This is a genomic window from Streptomyces sp. TLI_55 (genome assembly GCF_900206255.1).
GTDB lineage: Bacteria > Actinomycetota > Actinomycetes > Streptomycetales > Streptomycetaceae > Streptomyces > Streptomyces aquilus.
The window spans coordinates 68,699-89,746 of record NZ_OAOJ01000002.1 but is presented as its reverse complement, the minus strand read 5'-3'; the positions used below and the strand labels follow the sequence as shown (position 1 = coordinate 89,746).

Below are 21,048 nucleotides of genomic sequence, written 5' to 3'. Positions count from 1 at the left end.
GCGGACCGCATGTCCCCGTACACGCATGACTGCAACTCGCTCCTCACACCCGGCGGTCTCCGTGGTCGTCGACCCCGGCCCGCCCCTGCAACCGGCCGCCTGGGCCATCGAGGTGCGTGGCCCCCTCGACGTGGCCGCGCTGCGACGCGCCCTGGGCGGGCCCGCCTCCGGTGAACCGGGTCGCCGGCACCGGCTGGTCCGGCTCGGCCCCGAGCACCACAAGCTCCGCCTCACCGACACGGGAGGCGAGTCGGCGGCAACCCTCGCGGGCCGCGTCGCCGACCTGCTCACCCGGCCACCGGCTGCCGACCAGCCGCTCTCCCCGGCCCAGTGCGCGGTCCTCGCGCGCGCGGGAGCGCACCGCTACGAGGCGGTGTACCTCGAACCGGCCACAGCACCGGACGCGGCGGCGGTACGCAACGCGCTCCGCACCGTCCTGACCGCCCACCCCCAGCTGTGCGCCCGCCTCGACGCCACGGGCGCCCGCCTGACGGGCCACACCGGGGTCACGGCACCGGCGCCCGGTCAGGACCCCCTGGTGGAAGCCGACTTCGCGGACGAGGACGACTTCACCGCCGCCGTCACCGCGGTCGGCCGCACCCTCGACCCGTCCACCGGCATCAGGCTGCGCGCCCTCCTGGCGAGGGACCGCCGCCCGAGGACGCCCCGCGCCACCCCGCGTACCGACCGCCTGGCCGTCCTCGTCGACGAACTCGCGGTCGACGACACGTCCTGGCACATCCTCCTCGACGACCTGACGACGGCCCTCACGGAGAACACCACCCCGGACGCCCACGGGACCGCGCCAGACGCCGACGAGACCGAGGCGGCGGTGCAGCCCGCCCCCGAAGCCACCCCACCCACGCCCACCACCCCGCCCCCCACCCGCGGCGGACTCGGCGAATGGGTCGGCAAGTTGCGGGAGTTGGCCGCCGATCCGGAAGAGGGCCGGCACTGGGGGCGGGTCGCCGAGCGCAGGGCGCGGGTCGTCGGGGCTCGGTGGGCCGCGGCGGGGCAGCGTCGGGCCGTGGACGCAGCTGAGGGCGCAGGGCCGGCCGGGCTGTGGGACGGCGGGGACGGTACGGAGCGGCAGTTCGGGTTCGTCGTGGAGCGAGGGACCACTGAGCGGATCGTGCACGGACTCGCCCGCCGCTTCGCGCTGACCGCCGGCCAGGTGCTGACCGGTGTCTTCGCCGTGGCCCTCGCCCGCTGGCAACGCGCCGACGAGATCGGTATCGACGTACGCAGCGATCCTCGTACCGAACATCCGGGCCTACGACGGCACGTGGGCCGGCTCACCGATCTGCACCCGGTCCAGCTCACCCTCGACCCGCTCCTGGACCCGCTGGAGCAACTGGCCGCCGTTTCCGGTGCCTTGGCGGCCGGTGCCGGTCACGCCGAGGGCGGCGCCGGCTTCGGGGCCTGCCGGGAGTGGAGCCCCGACCCGCTACTGCGCGACGCCCTGCACGAACTGCCCCCCGCCCAGGCCTGCCTGACCCTGCCCGGCCCCGGGGAGACGCCCCCCGCCGTCCCCGTACGGCCCGTTCCCGGCCATGTCACCCCGCCGCCCGCGTACCCCGTGCACGCGCGGATGCGGATCGTCGGCGGGCGGCTGCACGTCGGGCTGGAGTGGACGCCCGTGCCGGCCGAGGGGATCAACGAGACCTCGGTCGGCGCGCTCACGGAGCTGCTGCGGCAGCTGCTGGGGGAGCTGGCCGACGCCTCCACCGCGCCGATCCCGTCCGCCTTCCGCGCCACCCCCCAGCAGTCCGCGCTGTACAAGGGCGGCGACGCCCGGCCCGGCACCGGCCGCCACGTCGAACAGGTCGTCTGGGTCTGGCACGGCCCCCTGGACGTCGAACGCTTCACCGCGGCCTGGCAGTCGGTCTTCGACCGCGAGACCGTTCTGCGCACCGCGTTCACCGGCGGCGCCGACCCGCAGCTGATGGTGCACAGCCGCGTCGCCCCCGAGATCACCATCCGCTTCCACCGCGGCGAGGACCTCTTCGAGCTCCTGGAGCGCGACCGGCTGCGCGGCTTCGACCTGCGCTGCCCCGGCGCGCTGCGCCTCACCCTGCTCGCCACGGACGGCGTCCCGCGTCCCGGCGCTCCGACCCGGATCGTGCTCACCTACCACCGGGCCCTGCTCGACAACTGGAGCGCGCACATCCTGCTGCGCGAGTTCTACCGCGCCTACCTCGCGGGCGGCAGCCTGCCCGGCGGTGAACGCCGACCGGACCTGCGCGACTACACCGCCTGGATCGCGGCCCAGGACCTCGGCCCCGCCCGCGGCTTCTGGGCGCTGTCCGCACCGCCCGACGGCACCGCCGCCACCCCGGGCCGGCCCGCCGGAGCCACCGGACTGACCGGCGTCGGCCGCTCCCGGCTGCGCCTGGACCCCGCAGAAACCATCCGCCTCGCCCACTGGGCGGGCCGCTGGGGCATCACCGAGAGCGGCGTCCTGCAAGCCGTGTGGGCGATGCTGATCTACCGCGCGTCCGGCGCCACCGCACCGGCCCCGGTCTGCTTCGCGGTGACCGTCCCCGGCCGCGGCATCCCCCTCGACGGCGTGTCCCGGATGCTGGGCCCGCTGCGCAACTCGCTGCCGATGTCCGTCGAGGTGGACCCGGCCGCCACCGTGCCCGCGCTGCTGCGCCAACTGCGCGACCGCGCCCTCGACATGGCCGGCTACGAATGGGTCCCCTGTGACTGGATCCACGGCCGGCCCGAGGCAGACGTCGAACCCGTCGCCACCATGATCGTCTTCGAGGACCCGCCGCACCCCGTGGAGGGCCTGGACAACGAGCTCGCCGCCCAGGGGCTCGGGGCCGACTTCCCGGGCACCGTGCCCGCCCGCTCCGTGCTGCCGATCGGGCTGCTCGCCCACCACGACAAGGCGGGCGGCCTGGTCTTCACCGGCGTCCACGACCGCGCCGTGCTGGACGAGGACGCCGCGGCCGAACTGCTCGTGCAGAGCGCCCTGCTGCTGCGCGAACTCCCTTTGTGGGCGCGGGAGTCCACCACTGTCGCGGACGCGCTGAAGCTCCTGGAGGGCAGGGCCGTACCGCCCCTGGCGGAGCCGCCCGCGGCCGACGGCCCGGACAAGCCGCTGGTGACGCTGCGCGCGGCGAAGGAGGAGCGGGCGGGCACGATCTGTCTGGTACGGCCGCCAGGGGCGCCCGCGACCTGCTACGACCTGTTCGGCGACCTCTACACCGGCCCGCAGGAGCTGCTGGTGCTGACGGCCGACGCGGCCGCGCCCGACCTGCCGGCCCTGCGAGCCGCCACGGCCGGCCGGGCCCTGTTGCTCGGCGGCTTCTCCGGCGCGGGCGCCCTCGCCTGCGACGTAGCCCGGCACCTCACCGCCGACGGCGGACGGCCCCCACGGGTGGTGCTCGCCGGAGGCTCCGCGGACGAACGCGACCGCACCCTGGACCTGGCGAGAGCCCTCACGGCCGCCGCCCGCACCGCCGCACCCGGTCAGCCCTGACCCGCCCTCGATCCGCCCTCAAGCGCGTCTCGTGTGCTTCTCGTGCGCTTCTCATGCGAAGCCGAGGATGGTGAATGTGGCACGGGTGTGACCGTGGTACGGCCACCGTCACTGTTGAGCCGACGAGCAGGAGGAGCAGGTGTACGACATCCCCGAGGACGACAGCAGACGGTCCCAGGACGCACCGGCCCTCGCCCCGCCGATCAGGCTCGCCGGCGTCGACGAGGACGACACCTGGGAACCCCACGTCGTACGCGGCATCGACTGACGCCGGACGTCGAAAACAGCCCAGGCCCGCGCCATCCGCTCTCCACCGACCCCCGAGTGAACCTTGGGAGCCTCTGTAGAGAACGACGAGCGAAGATGCGGAGGTGCAGACATGGGTCGTTTGACGCGTGGCGGGCGGCGGGTGCTCAGGAAGTACGTCGTGCGGCCGCTCTGGGAGATGCTGACGTGTTACGGAGCCGTCTATGTGGGCCCCGAGGCGATGCCGCAGCGCGAACCCCGACGCCCGTCCAAGCGCTCCGACCGCCGCCTGCTGCGCTACGCCCGCGGGAGGTTCCTGACCCTGCCACCAGGCGTCGGCGGCCCACCGCCGGCCCACCCGGAGCGCCTGTGCCAGGACAGCCCCCTGTCAGCACAGGAACTGGTCCTCGCCCGGGACCTGTGGCCGACGTACGAACCCAGGGCACGCGACAGCGCCTGACCGACGAGTACTCGCCCGCCGGCTCTGAGCCGGCGGGCGAGTCGACTGTGCTCGGACTGCGCTCAGCCCACCTCGGAGAAGACCTCCTGGTCCACCTGCCGGTAGTGCTGCCACTCCTCCGGCAGGTCGTCCTCGAAGAAGATCGCCTCCACCGGGCACACCGGCTCGCACGCCCCGCAGTCGACGCATTCGTCCGGCCGTATGTACATCGACCTCGGGCCCTCGTAGATGCAGTCCACGGGGCACTCGTCCAGGCACGCCTTGTCCTTGACGTCGGTGCACGGCTCGGCGATGACGTAGGTCATGAGGTACTCCTTCTCGAAGGCACGGTCCAGGTGTCGCCCCCGGTGAGCAGCGCCGCCAGGTCGCCCTTGCCGTTCTGCTCGACGGCCGCCTCCAACTGGTCGGCCATCAGGGCGTCGTAGACGGGCCGGTCGACGGACCGGAACACGCCGATCGGGGTGTGGTGCAGGGTCTCGGGGTCGGCGAGCCGGGAGAGGGCGAAGGCGGTGGTGGGGGAGGGGGAGTGGGCGTCGTGGACGAGGATGTCCGCCTCGTTCTCCGCTGTGACCACCACGACCTCCAGATCACCGGTCGACGGATTGCGTACGACGCCCTTCGCGCCGTCGGCGCCGAAGCGGATGGGCTGCCCGTGTTCGAGGCGGATCACTGCCTCCTCCGCCTGCTGCTTGTCCTTCAGCACCTCGAAGGCGCCGTCGTTGAAGATGTTGCAGTTCTGGTAGATCTCGATGAGTGCCGTGCCGGGGTGGGCGGCGGCCTGGCGCAGTACCGAGGTGAGGTGCTTGCGGTCGGAGTCGACCGTCCGGGCAACGAAGGAGGCCTCCGCGCCGATGGCGAGGGACACCGGGTTGAAGGGGGCGTCGAGTGAGCCCATCGGCGTCGACTTGGTGATCTTCCCGACCTCGGAGGTGGGGGAGTACTGGCCCTTGGTCAGGCCGTAGATCCGGTTGTTGAAGAGGAGGATCTTGAGGTTGACGTTGCGGCGCAGGGCGTGGATGAGGTGGTTGCCGCCGATGGAGAGGGCGTCTCCGTCGCCTGTCACGACCCACACCGACAGGTCCTGCCGGCTCGTCGCCAGTCCGGTGGCGATGGCGGGGGCGCGGCCGTGGATGGAGTGCATGCCGTACGTGTTCATGTAGTACGGGAAGCGGGAGGAGCAGCCGATGCCGGAGACGAAGACGATGTTCTCCTTGGCGAGGCCGAGTTCGGGCATGAAGCCCTGGACGGCGGCGAGGATGGCGTAGTCCCCGCAGCCGGGGCACCAGCGCACCTCCTGGTCGGACTTGAAGTCCTTGGGCAGGAGCGGCAGTTCAGTGGGCATGGATCGTCGCCTCCAGTACGCCGGCGAGCTGTTCTTCCTTGAACGGCATGCCGTTGACCTGAGTGAAGGGCTCCACGTCGACCAGGTACTTGGCCCGGATCAGCGTGGCGAGCTGCCCCAGGTTCATCTCCGGGACGACGACACGCTCGTACCGGCCGAGGACCGTGCCGAGGTTCTTCGGGAACGGGCTGATGTGCCGCAGATGGGCCTGCGCGACGGACTCGCCGGCCGCGCGCAGTCTGCGCACTGCGGCGGTGACGGGGCCGTACGTCGATCCCCAGCCCAGCACCAGCGTGCGTGCTCCGTGCGGGTCGTCGACCTCGACATCGGGTACGTCGATGCCGTCGATCTTGGCCTGCCGGGTGCGGACCATGAAGTCGTGGTTGGCGGGGTCGTAGGAGATGTTGCCGGTGCCGTCCTGCTTCTCGATGCCGCCGATGCGGTGTTCGAGGCCGGGCGTGCCGGGGACGGCCCAGGGGCGGGCCAGGGTCTGCGGGTCGCGCTTGTACGGCCAGAAGACCTCGGTGCCGTCGTCCAGGGTGTGGTTGGGGCGCTGGGCGAACTGGACGCGCAGGTCGGGGAGTTCGTCCGGGCGGGGGATGCGCCAGGGCTCGCTGCCGTTGGCGAGGTAGCCGTCGGAGAGCAGGAACACCGGGGTGCGGTAGGTGAGCGCGATGCGGGCCGCCTCCAGCGCCGCGTCGAAGCAGTCCGCCGGGGTGCGCGGGGCGACGACCGGGACCGGTGCCTCGCCGTTGCGGCCGAACATCGCCTGGAGCAGGTCCGCCTGCTCGGTCTTGGTCGGCAGGCCGGTCGACGGGCCGCCGCGCTGGATGTCGATGACGAGCAGCGGGAGCTCCAGTGACACCGCGAGGCCGATCGTCTCCGACTTCAGCGCCACCCCCGGGCCGGAGGTGGTGGTGACCGCCAGGGACCCGCCGAACGCGGCACCCAAGGCGGCGCCGATCGCGGCGATCTCGTCCTCCGCCTGGAAGGTGCGGACACCGAAGTTCTTGTGCTTGCTCAGCTCGTGCAGGATGTCGGACGCCGGGGTGATCGGGTACGAACCCAGATACAGCGGCAGGTCCGCCTGGCGGGAGGCCGCGATCAGACCGTACGACAGGGCCAGGTTCCCGGAGATGTTGCGATAGGTGCCCGCGGGGAAGGCCTCGGCGGCCGGGGCGACCTCGTAGGAGACCGCGAAGTCCTCCGTCGTCTCACCGAAGTTCCAGCCCGCCCGGAACGCCGCCAGGTTCGCCTCGGCGATCTGCGGCTTCTTCGCGAACTTCGCCCTCAGGAACTTCTCCGTGCCCTCGGTGGGCCGGTGGTACATCCACGACAGCAGGCCCAGCGCGAACATGTTCTTGCTGCGCTGTGCGTCCTTGCGGGACAGCTCGAACCGCTCCAGCGCCGCCACGGTCAGCGTCGTCAGCGGCACCCGGTGCAGGCGGAACCCGTCGAGGGAGCCGTCCTCCAGCGGACTCTCGGCGTATCCGACCTTCTGCAACGCCCGCTTGGTGAACTCGTCGGTGTCGACGATGATCTCCGCGCCCGGCGGCAGATCCCCGACGTTCGCCTTCAGCGCCGCCGGGTTCATCGCCACCAGCACGTCCGGGGCGTCGCCCGGGGTGAGGATGTCGTGGTCGGCGAAGTGCAGCTGGAACGACGAGACGCCCGGCAGCGTTCCGGCAGGGGCCCGGATCTCGGCGGGGAAGTTCGGCAACGTGGACAGATCGTTGCCGAACGATGCGGTCTCCGAGGTGAAACGGTCGCCCGTGAGCTGCATACCGTCACCCGAGTCACCGGCGAACCGGATGATCACCCGGTCCAGGCGCCGTACGTCCTTGGCGGCCTCACCCGCTGATGGACTGACCTGGCTGGTCACTGAACTGAACCTCCCTCAGACGGTGGTGGCGCGACGACTCAGACGGTGGTGACGACCTCGTCGAGGTCCAGCCGCGGGCCCCGGTCGAACCAGGCGTTCTCGCCGGGCCGCCCGATGTTCACGATCATCAGCGGGGTGTGGTCGTCGTCCAGGAACTCCTTGCGGACGCCCTCGAAGTCGAAGCCGGTCATCGGACCGGCGGCGAGCCCCGCGGCACGGATGCCGATGATGAAGTACGCGGCCTGGAGCGACCCGTTGACCAGCGCCGACCGCTCCCGCACCGGACGCTCCGCGTACAGGACGTCCTTGGCCGCCGGGAAGTGCGGGAACAGCCGGGGCAGCTCCTCGTGGAACTCGTTGTCCACGGCGAGGATCGCCACCAGCGGGGCGGCGGCCGTCTTCGCCCGGTTGGCCTCGACCAGGTACGGCAGCAGCCGCTCACGGGCCTCGGGGGAGCGGACCAGCGTGATGCGCAGCGGACTCTGGTTGGAGGCCGTCGGGCCGTACTTGACCAGGTCGTAGATCGCCGCGATCTGCTCCTCGGTCACCGGCTCGTCGGTGAAGGTGTTGGCGGTGCGGGCCTCACGGAAGAGGAGGTCCTGGGCGGCGGCGTCGAGTACCAGCGACATGTTGCGACCTTCTTGACGGGGGAGCGGGGGACCGGCGCGCACGAGTCCGGCACGGCACACGCCCGGCGTGCCGTGCGTGATCGTCCCTACGGAGCATGGCGGACCGGCCGTGAGCATCGCGGGAGCATGACTTGATGCTCCGTCGACTCCACGCCCGCGCGATCGAGCCACGAGCGCGCGACGGCCTCAGCAGAGCGGCGGCTTTCAGCAGACCGGCAGTGAGATCCTCGGCGCCGCCGGCTGCGGCTTCCCGAAGTCCGCCGACCACTCGATCAGGGCGAAGCTCGCCGCCATGCCGCCGCCGAACCCGGCCAGCAGGATCAGCTCGCCCGGCTTGAACTTCCCCTCGCGGGCGGCCGCGTCCAAGGTGATCGGGATCGAGGCGGCGCCCGTGTTGGCGTAGTGCGTCAGTGTGCGGTGCATGGTGGCGTGCGGCATGCCCAGGTCGCCGAAGACGTCGTCGAGCATGACGCCGTTGGCCTGGTGCGGGACGAAGTGGCTGATGTCGGCGGGCTCGACCCCCGCCTCGTGCAGGAACCCCTTGACCAGCTGCGGCAGTTGCTCCACCACGAAGCGGCGCACCTCGCGCCCCTCCATCGCGAAGTACTGCATGCCCGCGTCCAGCCCCGAGTGGTCCAGCGGCATCCGGCTGCCGCCCGCCGGCACCTCGATCAGGCCCGCCAGCTCACCGAACGTGTGCAGCGCGACATGCCGGACCAGCGTGCCCTTGGTGGTCGGACCCAGCACCATCGCACCGGCCCCGTCGCCGAACAGCACGACCGTGCGGCGGTCGGCCGGGTTCAGGATCCGCGAGTACACGTCCGCGCCGATCACCAGCGCGTACCCGCCGCGCCGCAGCAGTGTGCTGCCGACCGCCGACAACGCGAACACCGTGCCCGAGCACACCGCGTTGACGTCGAACGCCGCCGTACCGGTCGCCCCGAGATTGCGCTGCACATAGGCGGCCGTCGGCGGCTGCGGACGGTCCGGCGTGGAGGTGGCCACCGCGATCACGGACAGCTGCTCGCTGGTGATGCCCGCCGACTTCAGCGCGGCCCGCGCCGCCGCCGTCGCCAGGTCCGAGGTGGCCTGGCCGACCCCGGCCCAGCGCCGCTCCCGGATCGCGGTCTTACGGGTGATCCAGGCGTCGTCGACACCGGCCGGCGCGCCGACCTCGTCGTTGGAGACGATCCGGTCCGGCACGTACGCACCCGTGCCGAGAATCCTGATGTCCTTCAGGCCCTCGTTCATGCGCGTGCCCTCCTCTCGAGTGGTCTGTGCGTGGCTGTACGAAGCTGTGGTGCGCGCAAGGGCGGCGGGCCGTACGGGAAAAACCCCGGCCAGGGGCTTCCCGTACGGCCCAGCCCGTGACGGAAGGTGCCTCAGCGCGCCTGGTAGAGGCGCTTGTGGCCGCTGATGCCGGCCAGCCGGAACGGGCCGGTCGTCTGCTGCGGGGTGGCGTGGTCGCCGCCGTCGGTGGGGAACGCCCACTCGTGCAGCTCGCGGTAGCCCGCGTAGTCCACCGGCCGGCGCCGGTTGATCGCCTTGTGGTTCGCCGCGGTGCGCAGGTGCTGCTGGTAGCCGGCGACGACGGTCCCGCCGAAGAACTCGGCGACGCTGCCGGAGCCGTAGCTGAGGAAGGCGATGGGCTTGCCGGTCAGGTCGTCGGCCTGGTCGAGCAGCGCGGCCAGACCCAGGTAGACGGACGCGGTGTAGCTGTTGCCGATCACCGTGTTGTAGGCCGTCGTCAGCCCGATGGCGGCCGTGACGGCGTCGTTGTCGGTGTCGTAGCCGCAGTAGTTCAGCAGGTGCCGGTGCGCCTTGTACGCCATCTTCGTGAACGGCTGGTGGTAGCAGAACGCGGCGAACTCCTCCAGGGAGCGGCCGCCCTGCTCCGTGTAGTCCTTCCAGGTGCCCTCGGCGGCCTGGAGGTAGGCACCGATGGACTCCTGGCCGTCGACCAGGGCCGTGGTGCGGTAGTTCGGCCGCCAGAAGTCCATGACGTCGGCGGTGAACAGGCCGGACGGGTCCTCGATGCGCACCAGCGCCGGGTCCGCGCCGACGAGCATCGCGACCGCGGCCGAGCCCTGCGTGGCCTCACCGGGGCTGTCCAGGTCGTACTTGGAGACGTCACTGGCGATGACCAGGACCTGCTGGGCGGGGTCGCGCTGGACCAGGCCGATGGCGAACTGGAGGCCGGCCGTCGCCCCGTAGCAGGCCTGCTTCAGCTCCACGACCCGGGTCGCCGACGGCAGCCCGAGCAGCGAGTGGACGTAGACACCTGCCGCCTTCGCCTGGTCGATGGAGGACTCGGTGGCGAACACGACCGTACGGATGCGCTCGCTGCCGTGCCGGGCGATGATCGGCGCGGCGGCCGTCGCGGCGAGGGTCACGATGTCCTCGTCGGCGGCCGGGATGCTCATCGACTCCTGGCCGATGCCCACGTGGTACTTGCCGATCTCGGTGCCGTTGTACGCGGCGAGGGCGGTGTGCGGCAGGACGAACTCGCCGGTGGCGAACGACAGATCGTGGATTCCTATGGAGAGTGACATGCCCTAGACACCTACCTTTGCGGTCGAGTTGGCGCGCTCCAGCTGGACGTGCGCGCGCATCAGTTCCCCGGGGTTGGTCTGCGCCGCGAGCAGCGACAGCTCCCCGCACAGCACCGTGGCCGCCGCGATGACCGCGAGGCGGCGGGCGTTCTCGCCGGGCGCGCGGTCCTCCCGGCAGCCGAGCCGGTTCAGGTTCGTCTCCACGAAGGCCAGGCCCTTGCCGTTGCCGACCGAGCCGACGATCAGGTTCGGCAGGGTGCAGGCGAAGTACAGGTCGCCGTCGCGGTCCTCGGCGGTGACGACACCCTGGGAGCCCTCGACGATGTTCGCCGCGTCCTGGCCGGTCGCCAGGTAGAAGGCGAGCAGCATGTTCGCGTAGTGGGCGTTGGCCGAGCGGATGCCGCCGGCCAGCAGGGTGCCGAGCAGGTTCTTGCGCAGGTTCAGCTCGGCGACCTTCGCGGCCGTGGTGTGCAGCACGTCGGCCACCACGTCCCGCGGCACGAGCAGTTCGGTGACGACGTTCTTGCCGCGGCCGAGGATGCCGTTGATGGCGGTGGCCTTCTTGTCCGTGCAGTAGTTGCCGGAGATCGACCCGTAGGAGATGCCCGGGATCGTCTCCAGCAGGTGCTTGAGGAGCGCGTCGGAGGCGAGGGTGGCCATGTTGTGCCCGGAGGCGTCACCGGTGGAGAACTCGAAGCGGATGAACAGCAGGTTGCCGGTGATCTCGTGGCGGATGCCGATCAGCTGGGCGAACCGGCTGCACCCGCGTACCACTTCTTGCAGCTCGTCGATCCGGGCCTCGATGGTCCTGGCGGCGGTCAGCGCGGTCAGCGCGTCGGTCGCCTCCACGAGCACCGAACGGGTCATCCGCTCGTCGACGAGGGTGGCGACGATGCCCTTCTCGGCCAGCCGGGACACCTTCGCGCCCCGGCCCACCGACGGCCACAGCGGCGACTCGTAGGTGGCCAGCGGCACCTGGGTCTCGGTCGTGGCGACGTTCCCCGAGATACGGACGGGCCCCACCCATCGCATCGGGACGCCGGCGATCGCGTGTGCTTCGGTCATCGTGTGCTTCCTGTCATCTCGGAGAGGGCGTCGATGGAGCTGGAGCGCTGGGCGTACCGCCGGGTGTCGATGCCCCGGTCCTCGCAGAAGTCCCGGAGCTCGCCGTGGATCAGCAGGTCGCAGCGGGTCAGGTCGGCGGGGGTGCGGGCGCCGAGCATGGTCTGCAGGGCGGCGATCTGGTCCAGCCAGGTCGTGATCTGCGCGATCAGCGCCGAGACGTCACCGTCGATCAGCGTGCGCAGGAACCCGCCGGAGGAGCCCACGGCACGGGCGCCGAGCGCGAGGGCACGGACGACGTCGAGCGGGTTGCGGACCCCGCCGGAGGCCAGCAGCGGGAAGTCGACGTCCTGCGCGTCCAGCAGACAGGCCGGCGCCGACTGGCCCCAGCCGTGCAGGAAGGCGTAGTCGCCCAGTTCACGCCGGCCGTTCTCGATCCGGGCGAAGTCCGTGCCGCCGCGACCGCTGACGTCGGCGACCTTCACGCCCAGGTTCGGCAGCGCCAGGATGGTCTGCCGGCTCAGCCCGTTGCCGACCTCCTTGACGATCACCGGGACGTCGACGCCCGCCGCGATCTTCTCGATCTGCGCCGCCCACGACCCGAACGACCGGTCGCCCTCCGGCATCGGGGTCTCCTGCGCCGTGTTGATGTGGATCTGCAGGGCGTTCGCCTCGATCAGGTCGATGGCGCGGCGGGCGTTGTCGACGGACGCGGTCGCGTTGACGTTGGCCAGGACGAACCCGTTCGGGTTCTCGGTCCGCAGCACGCGGAAGGTGTCCGCGCACGAGGGGTCCTTGAAGTAGGCGTGCATGGAACCCGACGCGATGGCCACCCCGGTCTCCCGGGCGGCGGTGGCCAGATCCCGGTTGATCGCACCGGTCTTGAGGCTGCCGCCCGTCATCGCGTTGATGTACAGCGGCGCCTGCCAGGAGATGCCGGCGAAGGTCGTGGCCAGGGACACGTCCGGCCGGTCGATGCCGGCCAGGGCGTGGTGGACGAACGACACCTCGTCGAACTGGTTGCGTCCGCTGTGCGCGTGCTGCTGTTCCATGGCCAGCCGGACGTGGTCGTCCTTGCGCTGAGCGCTGCTCATTCCTCGATCCCTTCCAAGGCGGGGGAGAGCGGCAGGGGCAGCACCCCGGCCGCGGCCCACCGCTGACGTACGTGCGAGATGTCGTGCGGGGCGTCGGCGGCCAGCAGGGCTATGCCGCAGTCGCCGCCCCCGGCCCCCGACGGCTTGGCCGCACCGCCGACGCCTTCGGCGGCGTCGCACAGGGCCGTCAGTTCGGGGGTGAAGATGCCGAGCCGGACCTCGTCGTCGAGACGGGCCAGCTCCTGCCGGGCCCGCCGGATCTGCCGCAGCAGACCCTCGGCGTCGCCCTCCTCGAGCGCGGTGACCGCGGCGCTGACGAAGTCGCCGGTGGTCGCCACGAACTTCTGGTGCGAGGCGCTGCCCCGCCAGGTCCGCCGGTGCAGGCCCGCCACGAGGGACGTCGTGGACGCGGGGTTCCCGGTCCAGCCGACTTCCAGGCGCAGCCCGTTGGGCGCCGGCAGCCGCCGCACCGAGAAACCCGGCCAGGGCGCCCGCAGCGCCGCCTCGACGCCGCCGCGGGCCAGGCCGGCGACGACGTCACGGTCCGGCGCCGAGTAGGCGATCCAGCCGCCCCAGGTGCTCGCGGCGAGATCACCGCCGGAGCCCTTGGGTTCGACCTGGATGCTCGCGAGGACGGCCAGCCGGTAGCGCTCCTCCAGGCTGAGGTCAAGGCCGCAGTACGCCGCCACGGCCGCGACCGTCGCCACGGTCACCGCGCCGCTGGAGCCCAGGCCGAACTTGCGGCCGTCCTCGTGCAGGGTGCTGCTGATCGACACGTCCAACGGCGGTACGGGCAGCCCGCGTTCGGCGAGCAGAGCGGCGACGGTCTCGATCGCGGCCACCACGTGCGGGGTGTCCGTACCGCCCGTCAGCCGCCCGCCCTGCCACGCGTGACGCACCGCGCCCGGAGCGAGGTCGGAGGTGACGACGACCCCGGGCCCGGCGGCCTCGGACACGGTGACGGTGATGTAGCGGTCGACGGCGACCAGGATCGCCTCGTTGCCGGGCTCCACCACCGCGTACTCGCCCGCCACGAACAACTTGCCCGGCGCGCGCCGGACCACCGCGCGCCCGCCGGTCACCGTTCGTCCTCGTCCAGCAGCCGGGCGCCTCGCCCGGGACCGGCGATGTGCACCGCACGGCCGGGGGCGGCGGCCCGTACGGCCTCGGCGACCCGCTCGGCGTCCGCGCGCGGGCACAGCACCTTCACGTTGGGGCCGGCGTCCATCGTGGCGTACGCCGCCACCCCGTCCCGGCGTAGTTGCAGCACGCTGTCCAGGACGGTCAGCGAGGCCGGCGACATGTACCGCACGGCCGGGCGGGCGGCCAGCATGGTGGCGTGCATGCCGAGCGCGTTGCGCTCCGCGATCTCACCCACCGCCGCCAGGTCGCCGCGCTCCAGCGCCACCCGCATGTCCGCCAGGTCGGCGCCGCTGGAGACCGCCCACGGCTCGAACAGCGGCGAGGTGTCCATCGTGCGGCGCATGGCCACCCGGCTGGACACCTCCTTGGGCCCGGCGTTGACGACGGCGATGACCAGCGCCGGGTCGAGGTCCGCGGCCGGCACCGGTTCGGCGTACGAGCTGAGGTCCGCCTCCTCGGGGCCGGCGTCCGCCCGGCCGGCGTGCCAGACGGCGAACCCGCCGAAGATGGACCGGGACGCCGACCCGGAGCCGCGCCGCGCGAGCCGCGACAGCCCGGTGGCGTCCAGCTCCAGGCCGTACGCGGCGGCCGCGGCGACCGCCAGCGCGGCGAACCCGCTCGCCGAGGAGGCCAGCCCCGCCCCGGTCGGGACGGTGTTCCGGGTGTCGACGTCGGCCCGTTCGGTGCGCCCGGACCGCTCCCGCACCAGCTCCAGGAACGCGGTGATGCGCCGCTCGGCCTCGCCGGTGGCGGCCTCGCCGTTGAACGTCACCGTGTCCCGCGCCGCCTCGGGGGCGAGCCGGACCCGGGTGGTCGTCGGGAAGATGTCCAGGGTCATCGACAGGCTGTCGGTGCGGGGCAGGAACAGCTTCTCGTCGCTCTTGCCCCAGTACTTGATCAGCGCGATGTTCGGCTGGGCGACGGCCGTGGCGGTGCCCGCCCGAAGCCCCGGCTCCAGGGTGGCCTGCTGCTCAGAGCGCATGAGCGAGCCTCCGCAGCGGCACGACCCACGTCTGGACGGCACCGGCCTCGTGCAGCTGCCGGGCCACCTCGCGGGCCTGCTCCGGCTGGGTCATCGCCAGCACACAGCCGCCCAGACCACCGCCGGTGATCTTGGCGCCGAGGCTGCCCGCCTTCAGCGCGGCCGCCACCATCGCGTCGATCCGGTCGGTGCTCAGACCGGCGTCCCGCAGCAGCCCGTGATAGTCCGTCAGCCGCGCGCCGAGCTCCTCCGGCTCACCCTCGGCGAGGGCCTGTGTGGCGTCCTCGATGAGCTGCGAGGCGCGGCCCAGGAACCGCTCCTCCGCCCCGGCCGAACGCTGGAACCCGGCCCGCAGCAGCTCGACCGCCTCCTTGGTGCTGCCGCCGGTGCCGCTGTCCGCGATGATGAACAGGCCGTCGCAGCCGATGCTCAACTCCCGTGCCTCACCCGCCTGGAACAGCAGCGGGGCAGCCGCCCCGACCGTCATGGCGTCGACACCGCTGGCCCGGCCGTGCGTCATGTTCTCGGCCGTCTGCACCAGGTCGAACGCGACCTCGTCGGACAGCTCCCGGCCGAACAGGTCGGCCAGGGCCAGCACGATCGCCCGCGAGTTGGCGGCACTGGAGCCGAGGCCGCGGCCGGGCGGGATGGCGCCGTCGAGGATCACGTCGAGGTGCGGAGTGCCCACCACGCCCATCCGCGCCTTGAAAGCCGTCGTCAACTGCCGCAGACCGTCGGAGGCCCGTGTGATGACGGCCCGGGAGGCGGAGCCGGTCATGGTGAAGGACAGGTCGCCCTGGGCATCGGAGGCGTGGGTGGACCATCCGGCGCTCGCCGTGGCCGTCAGCTGCGGAATGGGCAGCGCCAGCGCCGGCGTCCCGTACACGACCGCGTGCTCTCCCAGCAAGATGGCCTTGGCATGGGCGCGACCGATGCCGACGGAGCGAGCCCGGTGATTTTCCGAAACCCCCTCCACTGAGGTCGGTAGAGTCAACGCACTCAGCTCCCCTTGTCGTTTCTGCGGTGAGATCGCATCGTCAGGATTTCCAGGAATGAATGAAGCGGGATATGCGAATGAGCGGAGAACCCGGCCTCTTGTGGATCGACGCAGCTCGCCACGGGTGTGCCGGTGGCGTAACGCGGATGAAAGAGTTTTCGGGCAGGGTGGATGTGCGTAAATAGTGACACGGGTCCGTCCTGGCGCCAAGGGAGCCCGAAAGTGACCTGGGTCACGGCGGCCGATCTGGAATTGAGCATGCGAAAGCCGCCCCGGGCGCACCCGGGGCGCAGCAATATTCCGGACGTCACCGCTGCGGACACGGACGGCGCCGGTTCGCTATTTCGGTGAGCTCCTCGATATCGAATTCCGAGCGGCAGTTCGGCGCACCGTAACGGGTGATCTTCCCGCGGCTCACCCATTTACGGATGGTCGCCTCGGACACCCCCACGGCGAGCGCCGCCACATTGGTGGGGACGAGTCGGTGACGGGGCGGTTTCGTCATACGGTGACCCCCTTGTGCTGCCGCTCCATGAGCTGCCTCAGATTCAGCCATTCGTGCATTTCCCACGAGTGCCCGGCGGAGCACCCGATGCTTCTGCCGCGGGCGCCCCCGCCGCTCGGCACGGCGCTGATCACCCCGCCGCAGTCCGCCACCACGCACTGCCTGACAAGGGCGTGCAGGGCGCCGGGATCCGGGTCGATCATGCCCCGCAGCTCGGCCACGAGAGCGTCCACCTCGTCCGCGAAATCCGCCGCCGGCGGCTGTCCCGCGAGCCATTCCAGATGCCGGTTGAGGAACTGTGCCAACCGCGGAACAGAACGCTTCGGAGCGGCCACCCCGAGCTGCTCCACCACGATTTCCGACCAGGATTCCAACGTGGCGAGAATGTGGTGCCTTGTGTCCAGCACCGATATGTTCAGATGATCCAGCCTGCGACTGCCCGACACCTTTGTCGGATTGCTCCGCCGAGAAGTCGGCGACACCTGGTGCAGAGACTCCTCGTGCAACACCGGAAGCGTCCGCAGATTGCTCTCCACCTGCCTGATGCAAGGAACACAGAGGAGCGAACCGGGGAGTGCTTCCCTCTCCTGGTCGTGGCTCCTCGGGCACGGGTGAACCTTCATCGAAACTCCTTCACCAGACGGCTTGTCCGCCGCTACCTGGATGAATGGCTTTGTGATTCTCACCTAGCTCTTCGCCAGAACGTACCGACCGGCGCTGGAGTCCGAATACAGCCTCGTTCGCGGCCCGCTCCATCAGCGGTCGGCACGACTTTCCGCGCGCCACGCTCCTCAAGCGGAGTTCCACCCGGATCTGAGCATTGGTTGAGTGCCTGCCGCCACGGTTGCGGAGGAAGGAGGCACTGTGGACGGTACGCATGGAGGCGAACGCGCAGTCAGCGTCGGACTCACCAGCGGGCCCCGCATGGCGGCGGCCGTACAGTTTGCCCCGGGTGACACCTACGCACCCGGCTACCCGGACACCCGGGAACCCGCCCTGTCCCACAGGGGCGAAGCAGCGGCGCACTTGGAGATCTGCCTCGTCGGCGCGGGGCCACGGGGTCTTTCCGTGCTGGAACGGCTCTGCGCGCAGGAACGCAAGTCGCCCCGCTGGGACGCGGTCACCGTCCATGTCGTCGACCCGGACCCCCCGGGCGCGGGACGGGTGTGGCGCCCCACGCAGTCGCGGCACCTGCTGATGAACACCGTGGCCTCGCAGGTCACGGTCTACACCGACGCCAGCGTCCGTATCGACGGCCCGCTGGACGAGGGACCGAGCCTGTACGAGTGGGCCAAGGCCCTCGACTCCGGCACCCTCGAACCCGGCCCGGCCGGCGGACACGGCAACCCCGCGCACGACTACGACCGCGGCAACGGCGCCGCCGTGACCTACATCCACGGCGCCCCCGTCGTCTACGACGAGGAGATCCGCGCCGAAGCAAGCCGCCTCGGCCCCGACAGCTACCCCACCCGCGCCCTGTACGGCTGCTATCTGACCTGGGCGTTCCAGCAGGTCGTGGCCAACGCCGCCGCACATGTGACGGTGCACACCCACCCCGTGCGGGCCGTCGCCCTCGAGGACGAGGTCACCGGCGGACAGGCGGGGCCGCAGACGGTCGTCCTGGAGGACGGCACCCGCCTGACCGGGCTGGCCGCCGTCGTCCTCGCCCAGGGCCATGTGTCCGTCCAACTCTCCGCAAAGGAGCGGGAGTTGGTCGACTTCGCGGACCGCAACGGGCTGACCTATCTCACCCCGTCCAACCCGGCCGACACCGACCTGTCCGGCATCCGGCCCGGCGAACCGGTACTGCTGCGCGGCCTCGGGCTCAACTTCTTCGACTACCTCGCCCTGTTCACCTACGGCCGCGGCGGCATCTTCACCCGCGTCGACGGCAAGCTGGTCTACCGGCCCTCCGGCCGCGAACCCCGCCTGTACGCGGGCTCCCGCCGCGGCGTGCCCTACCAGGCGCGCGGCGAGAACGAGAAGGGCGCGCACGGCCGCTACTACCCGCGGCTGCTGACCGCCGGCTACATCGCCAGGCTGCGCGCCCAGGCCCCCGACCGCGGAGCCATCGACTTCGCCGCCGACCTGTGGCCCCTCATCTCCAAAGAGGTGTGCGGCGTCTACTACGCGGCCCTGCTCACGGCCCGCGGTGAACTGCCCGACGTCGTCGAGGAGTTCACCGAGCACTACCTGGAGGCCGAGCCCGGCCCCGACGAGGACGCGCTCCTCGACGCGACGGGCATCACCGCCGACGAACGCTGGGACTGGGACCTGGTCGGACGCCCCTACGGCGACCGGGTCTTCACCGGCCACGCCGAGTTCCGCGCCTGGCTGCGCGGCCACCTGGACGACGACGTCCGGCTGGCCCGCCAGGGCAACGTCAGCGGACCGGTCAAGGCCGCCCTCGACGTCCTGCGCGACCTGCGCAACGAGCTGCGGCTCGCCGTCGACCACGCCGGCCTGACCGCCGACTCCCACCGCGACGACCTCGACGGCTGGTACACCCCGCTCAACGCCTATCTGTCCATCGGCCCGCCCGCCTCCCGCATCGAGGAGATGGCCGCGCTCATGGACGCCGGCATCCTCGACGTCACCGGCCCCGGCATGCGGGTCACCGCCGACGCGGACGACCCGCTCGGCCCCTGTTTCACCGGCACCTCCAGCGCGATACCGGACGTACGGATACGGGCCACCGTCCTCATCGAGGCCCGGCTGCCCGAGATCGACCTGCGGCGCACCGCCGACCCGCTGATGAGTCAGCTGCTGCGCACCGGGCAGTGCCACCCGTACCGCATCCCGGGCCCGGACGGTGCGGGCGCGCAGGACTACGAGACCGGCGGCCTCGCCGTCTCCGAGCGGCCCTACCACCTCATCGACGCGGCCGGCGTACCGCACCCGCGGCGCTTCGCCTACGGCGTGCCCACCGAGTCCGTGCACTGGGTCACCGCCGCCGGCATCCGCCCCGGCGTCGGCTCGGTCACCCTGGAGGACTCCGACGCCATCGCGGCGGCCGTCCTCGCACTGCCCGCGGTCCACGCCGCGGCACGGCAGCAGCCGGCCAAGGAGAGGGCGAGCGCATGACGTCCCTGTACGACACCCCGCACACGCGGACCCGGGACGGCCTGTCCGCCCACCTGGACGCCGGCCTGCTCTCCCCGGTGCGGGCCGGCACCCCCGTCGAGGCCGCCGTCGGCGACAGCGCCTGGCTGCAGGCGATGCTCGACGCGGAGGCGGCCCTGGCCCGCGCCCAGGCCCGCTGCGGCACGGTACCCGCCCAGGCGGCGGCGGCCATCACCGCCGCCGCCCGCGCGGACCTGCTCGACGTACGCGAACTGGCGCTGGCCGCGCGGGAGACCGCCAACCCGGTCGTCGGACTCGTCAAGGCGCTGACCGCGGTCGTCGCCGAGCGCTCCCCGCAGGCCGCCGAGTACGTGCACCGCGGCTCCACCAGCCAGGACGTCTTCGACACCGGCGCCATGCTGGTCACCCAGCGGGCGCTCAGGCTGATCGTCGCCGACCTGCGGGCCGTCGCCGACGCGTTCGGCGGGCTCGCCGCCGAGCACCGGGACACCGTGATGGTGGGCCGCACCCTCGCCCTGCACGCCGTACCCACGACGTTCGGGCTGAAGGCGGCCGGCTGGCGGCGACTGGTCCTGGACTCCGTCGAGCGCCTCGGACGCGTCGCCGACACCGGCCTGCCGGTCGCGCTCGGCGGCGCGGCCGGCACCCTCGCCGGATACCTCCAGTACGCCGGTGAGGACGCCGATCCCGCGGCCGTACTGGACGGACTCGGGGCCGCGTTCGCCGACGAGACCGGGCTGACCGAGCCCGACCTGCCGTGGCACGCCCTGCGCACCCCCGTCGCCGACGTGGCCGCGGCGCTCGCCCACACCGCGGGCGCCCTCGGCAAGGTCGCCGCCGACGTCCTGGTGCTCGCCCGCACCGAGATCGGCGAGGTGTCCGAACCGCAGGTCGCCGGGCGGGGCGCGTCCTCGGCGATGCCGCACAAGCGCAACCCGGTGCTGGCCACCCTGATCCGCTCGGCCTCGGTCCAGGTCCCGGCCCTGGCCGCCGTACTCACCCAGTGCCTGGCGACGGAGGACGAGCGGTCGGCGGGCCTGTGGCACGCGGAGTGGCAGCCGCTGCGCGAGGCCCTGCGGCTGACCGGCGGCGCCGCGCACACGGCCGTCGAGCTCGCCCGCGGGCTCATCGTCCGCCCCGACCGGATGCGCGCCAACCTCGCGGTGACCGGCGGGCAGTTGGTCACGGAGCGCATCTCGGCCGTCCTCGCACCGCGCCTGGGCAAGACGGCGGCGAAGGAACTCCTCACCCAGGCCTCGATCCTGGCCTCCCGCACCGGCCTGCCCCTGTGCGAGGTCCTCTGCGACCTGCCCCAACTGGCGGGCATCCTCACCCACGAGGAGGCCAAGGCCCTCCTGGACCCGGCCGCCTACACCGGCACGGCGGGGGCCCTGGTGGACCGGTCCCTGCGCGAGGACTGACACCAGCCGGGAGCGGACGGGGCCCCTCAAGCCCCGTCCGCCCTGGCCGTCGGCACCCCCACACGCACCTCCACACGCACCCCCACTCGACTCCAGCTAGCGCCCCCCTCGAATGCCGCTTGAGGCGGCGTCGAACCAGGTCGCGGCGGCGGAGCGGCG

17 protein-coding genes and 1 pseudogene are annotated in these 21,048 nt (G+C 72.0%); 5 read left to right on the top strand and 13 right to left on the bottom strand.

Annotated elements, in window-relative coordinates:
- Positions 1 to 25 precede the first annotated feature (25 nt).
- The 3 genes from CRP56_RS43370 (at position 26) to CRP56_RS43365 (ending at position 4,196) form a co-directional block, all read left to right on the top strand.
- Positions 26 to 3,490 (top strand): condensation domain-containing protein, encoded by a 3,465-nt coding sequence (locus tag CRP56_RS43370; RefSeq protein WP_143665009.1) that lies wholly within the window; start codon positions 26 to 28, stop codon positions 3,488 to 3,490.
- A 139-nt stretch (positions 3,491 to 3,629) separates the two neighbouring features.
- A complete protein-coding gene (locus CRP56_RS48810; RefSeq protein ID WP_257042180.1) occupies positions 3,630 to 3,758 on the top strand; it encodes a hypothetical protein in 129 nt (42 codons plus the stop codon).
- 111 nt (positions 3,759 to 3,869) lie between these two features.
- Positions 3,870 to 4,196, top strand: coding sequence for a DUF6059 family protein (locus tag CRP56_RS43365; protein WP_143665008.1), 327 nt, complete (start codon positions 3,870 to 3,872; stop codon positions 4,194 to 4,196).
- A gap of 65 nt (positions 4,197 to 4,261) precedes the next feature.
- Here CRP56_RS43365 and fdxA read toward each other — a convergent pair.
- The 13 genes and pseudogenes from fdxA to CRP56_RS43305 form a co-directional block, all read right to left on the bottom strand.
- Positions 4,262 to 4,501, bottom strand: a pseudogene (fdxA, locus tag CRP56_RS43360) (ferredoxin); the annotation flags it as partial.
- Positions 4,498 to 5,538 carry a 2-oxoacid:ferredoxin oxidoreductase subunit beta gene (locus tag CRP56_RS43355; RefSeq protein ID WP_097275227.1) on the bottom strand — a complete coding sequence of 347 codons (1,041 nt, stop codon included), beginning with the start codon at positions 5,536 to 5,538 and terminating at the stop codon, positions 4,498 to 4,500. The gene CRP56_RS43355 and the pseudogene fdxA, both read right to left, overlap by 4 nt.
- Complete coding sequence (locus CRP56_RS43350) at positions 5,528 to 7,420, bottom strand: 2-oxoacid:acceptor oxidoreductase subunit alpha (RefSeq protein ID WP_097275225.1); 1,893 nt, start codon at positions 7,418 to 7,420, stop codon at positions 5,528 to 5,530. Before CRP56_RS43350 ends, CRP56_RS43355 begins: the two co-directional genes overlap by 11 nt.
- A 38-nt stretch (positions 7,421 to 7,458) precedes the next feature.
- Positions 7,459 to 8,049 carry a malonic semialdehyde reductase gene (locus CRP56_RS43345; protein ID WP_097275223.1) on the bottom strand — a complete coding sequence of 197 codons (591 nt, stop codon included), beginning with the start codon at positions 8,047 to 8,049 and terminating at the stop codon, positions 7,459 to 7,461.
- Between the two features lie 204 nt (positions 8,050 to 8,253).
- Positions 8,254 to 9,300 carry a 3-oxoacyl-ACP synthase III family protein gene (locus CRP56_RS43340; protein ID WP_097275221.1) on the bottom strand — a complete coding sequence of 349 codons (1,047 nt, stop codon included), beginning with the start codon at positions 9,298 to 9,300 and terminating at the stop codon, positions 8,254 to 8,256.
- 131 nt (positions 9,301 to 9,431) lie between these two features.
- Positions 9,432 to 10,601: a hydroxymethylglutaryl-CoA synthase gene (locus tag CRP56_RS43335; RefSeq protein ID WP_097275219.1), complete on the bottom strand. Its 1,170-nt coding sequence runs from the start codon at positions 10,599 to 10,601 to the stop codon at positions 9,432 to 9,434.
- 3 nt (positions 10,602 to 10,604) lie between these two features.
- Positions 10,605 to 11,666 carry a hydroxymethylglutaryl-CoA reductase gene (locus CRP56_RS43330; protein ID WP_143665007.1) on the bottom strand — a complete coding sequence of 354 codons (1,062 nt, stop codon included), beginning with the start codon at positions 11,664 to 11,666 and terminating at the stop codon, positions 10,605 to 10,607.
- On the bottom strand, positions 11,663 to 12,757 hold the full coding sequence (gene fni / locus CRP56_RS43325; RefSeq protein WP_097275217.1) for a type 2 isopentenyl-diphosphate Delta-isomerase: 1,095 nt from the start codon (positions 12,755 to 12,757) through the stop codon (positions 11,663 to 11,665). The genes CRP56_RS43330 and fni overlap by 4 nt, the downstream gene beginning before the upstream one ends.
- Positions 12,754 to 13,839, bottom strand: coding sequence for a phosphomevalonate kinase (locus tag CRP56_RS43320; RefSeq protein ID WP_097275215.1), 1,086 nt, complete (start codon positions 13,837 to 13,839; stop codon positions 12,754 to 12,756). Before CRP56_RS43320 ends, fni begins: the two co-directional genes overlap by 4 nt.
- A complete protein-coding gene (gene mvaD, locus CRP56_RS43315) occupies positions 13,836 to 14,882 on the bottom strand; it encodes a diphosphomevalonate decarboxylase (protein WP_097275213.1) in 1,047 nt (348 codons plus the stop codon). Before mvaD ends, CRP56_RS43320 begins: the two co-directional genes overlap by 4 nt.
- Entirely contained in the window at positions 14,872 to 15,858 is a 987-nt protein-coding gene (gene mvk / locus CRP56_RS43310) for a mevalonate kinase (protein WP_257042344.1), read from the bottom strand. Before mvk ends, mvaD begins: the two co-directional genes overlap by 11 nt.
- A 328-nt stretch (positions 15,859 to 16,186) precedes the next feature.
- Positions 16,187 to 16,384, bottom strand: a complete 198-nt coding sequence (locus CRP56_RS47325) for a hypothetical protein (protein ID WP_143665006.1) — start codon at positions 16,382 to 16,384, stop codon at positions 16,187 to 16,189.
- On the bottom strand, positions 16,381 to 16,920 hold the full coding sequence (locus CRP56_RS43305; RefSeq protein ID WP_257042174.1) for a hypothetical protein: 540 nt from the start codon (positions 16,918 to 16,920) through the stop codon (positions 16,381 to 16,383). Before CRP56_RS43305 ends, CRP56_RS47325 begins: the two co-directional genes overlap by 4 nt.
- 388 nt (positions 16,921 to 17,308) lie before the next feature.
- On the opposite strand from CRP56_RS43305, the gene CRP56_RS43300 reads away from it, so the two are divergent.
- Together CRP56_RS43300 and pcaB are read left to right on the top strand one after the other, a co-directional pair.
- Positions 17,309 to 19,468: an FAD/NAD(P)-binding protein gene (locus tag CRP56_RS43300; protein ID WP_097275728.1), complete on the top strand. Its 2,160-nt coding sequence runs from the start codon at positions 17,309 to 17,311 to the stop codon at positions 19,466 to 19,468.
- Entirely contained in the window at positions 19,465 to 20,889 is a 1,425-nt protein-coding gene (gene pcaB / locus CRP56_RS43295; protein ID WP_097275207.1) for a 3-carboxy-cis,cis-muconate cycloisomerase, read from the top strand. The genes CRP56_RS43300 and pcaB overlap by 4 nt, the downstream gene beginning before the upstream one ends.
- Positions 20,890 to 21,048: the final 159 nt, after the last annotated feature.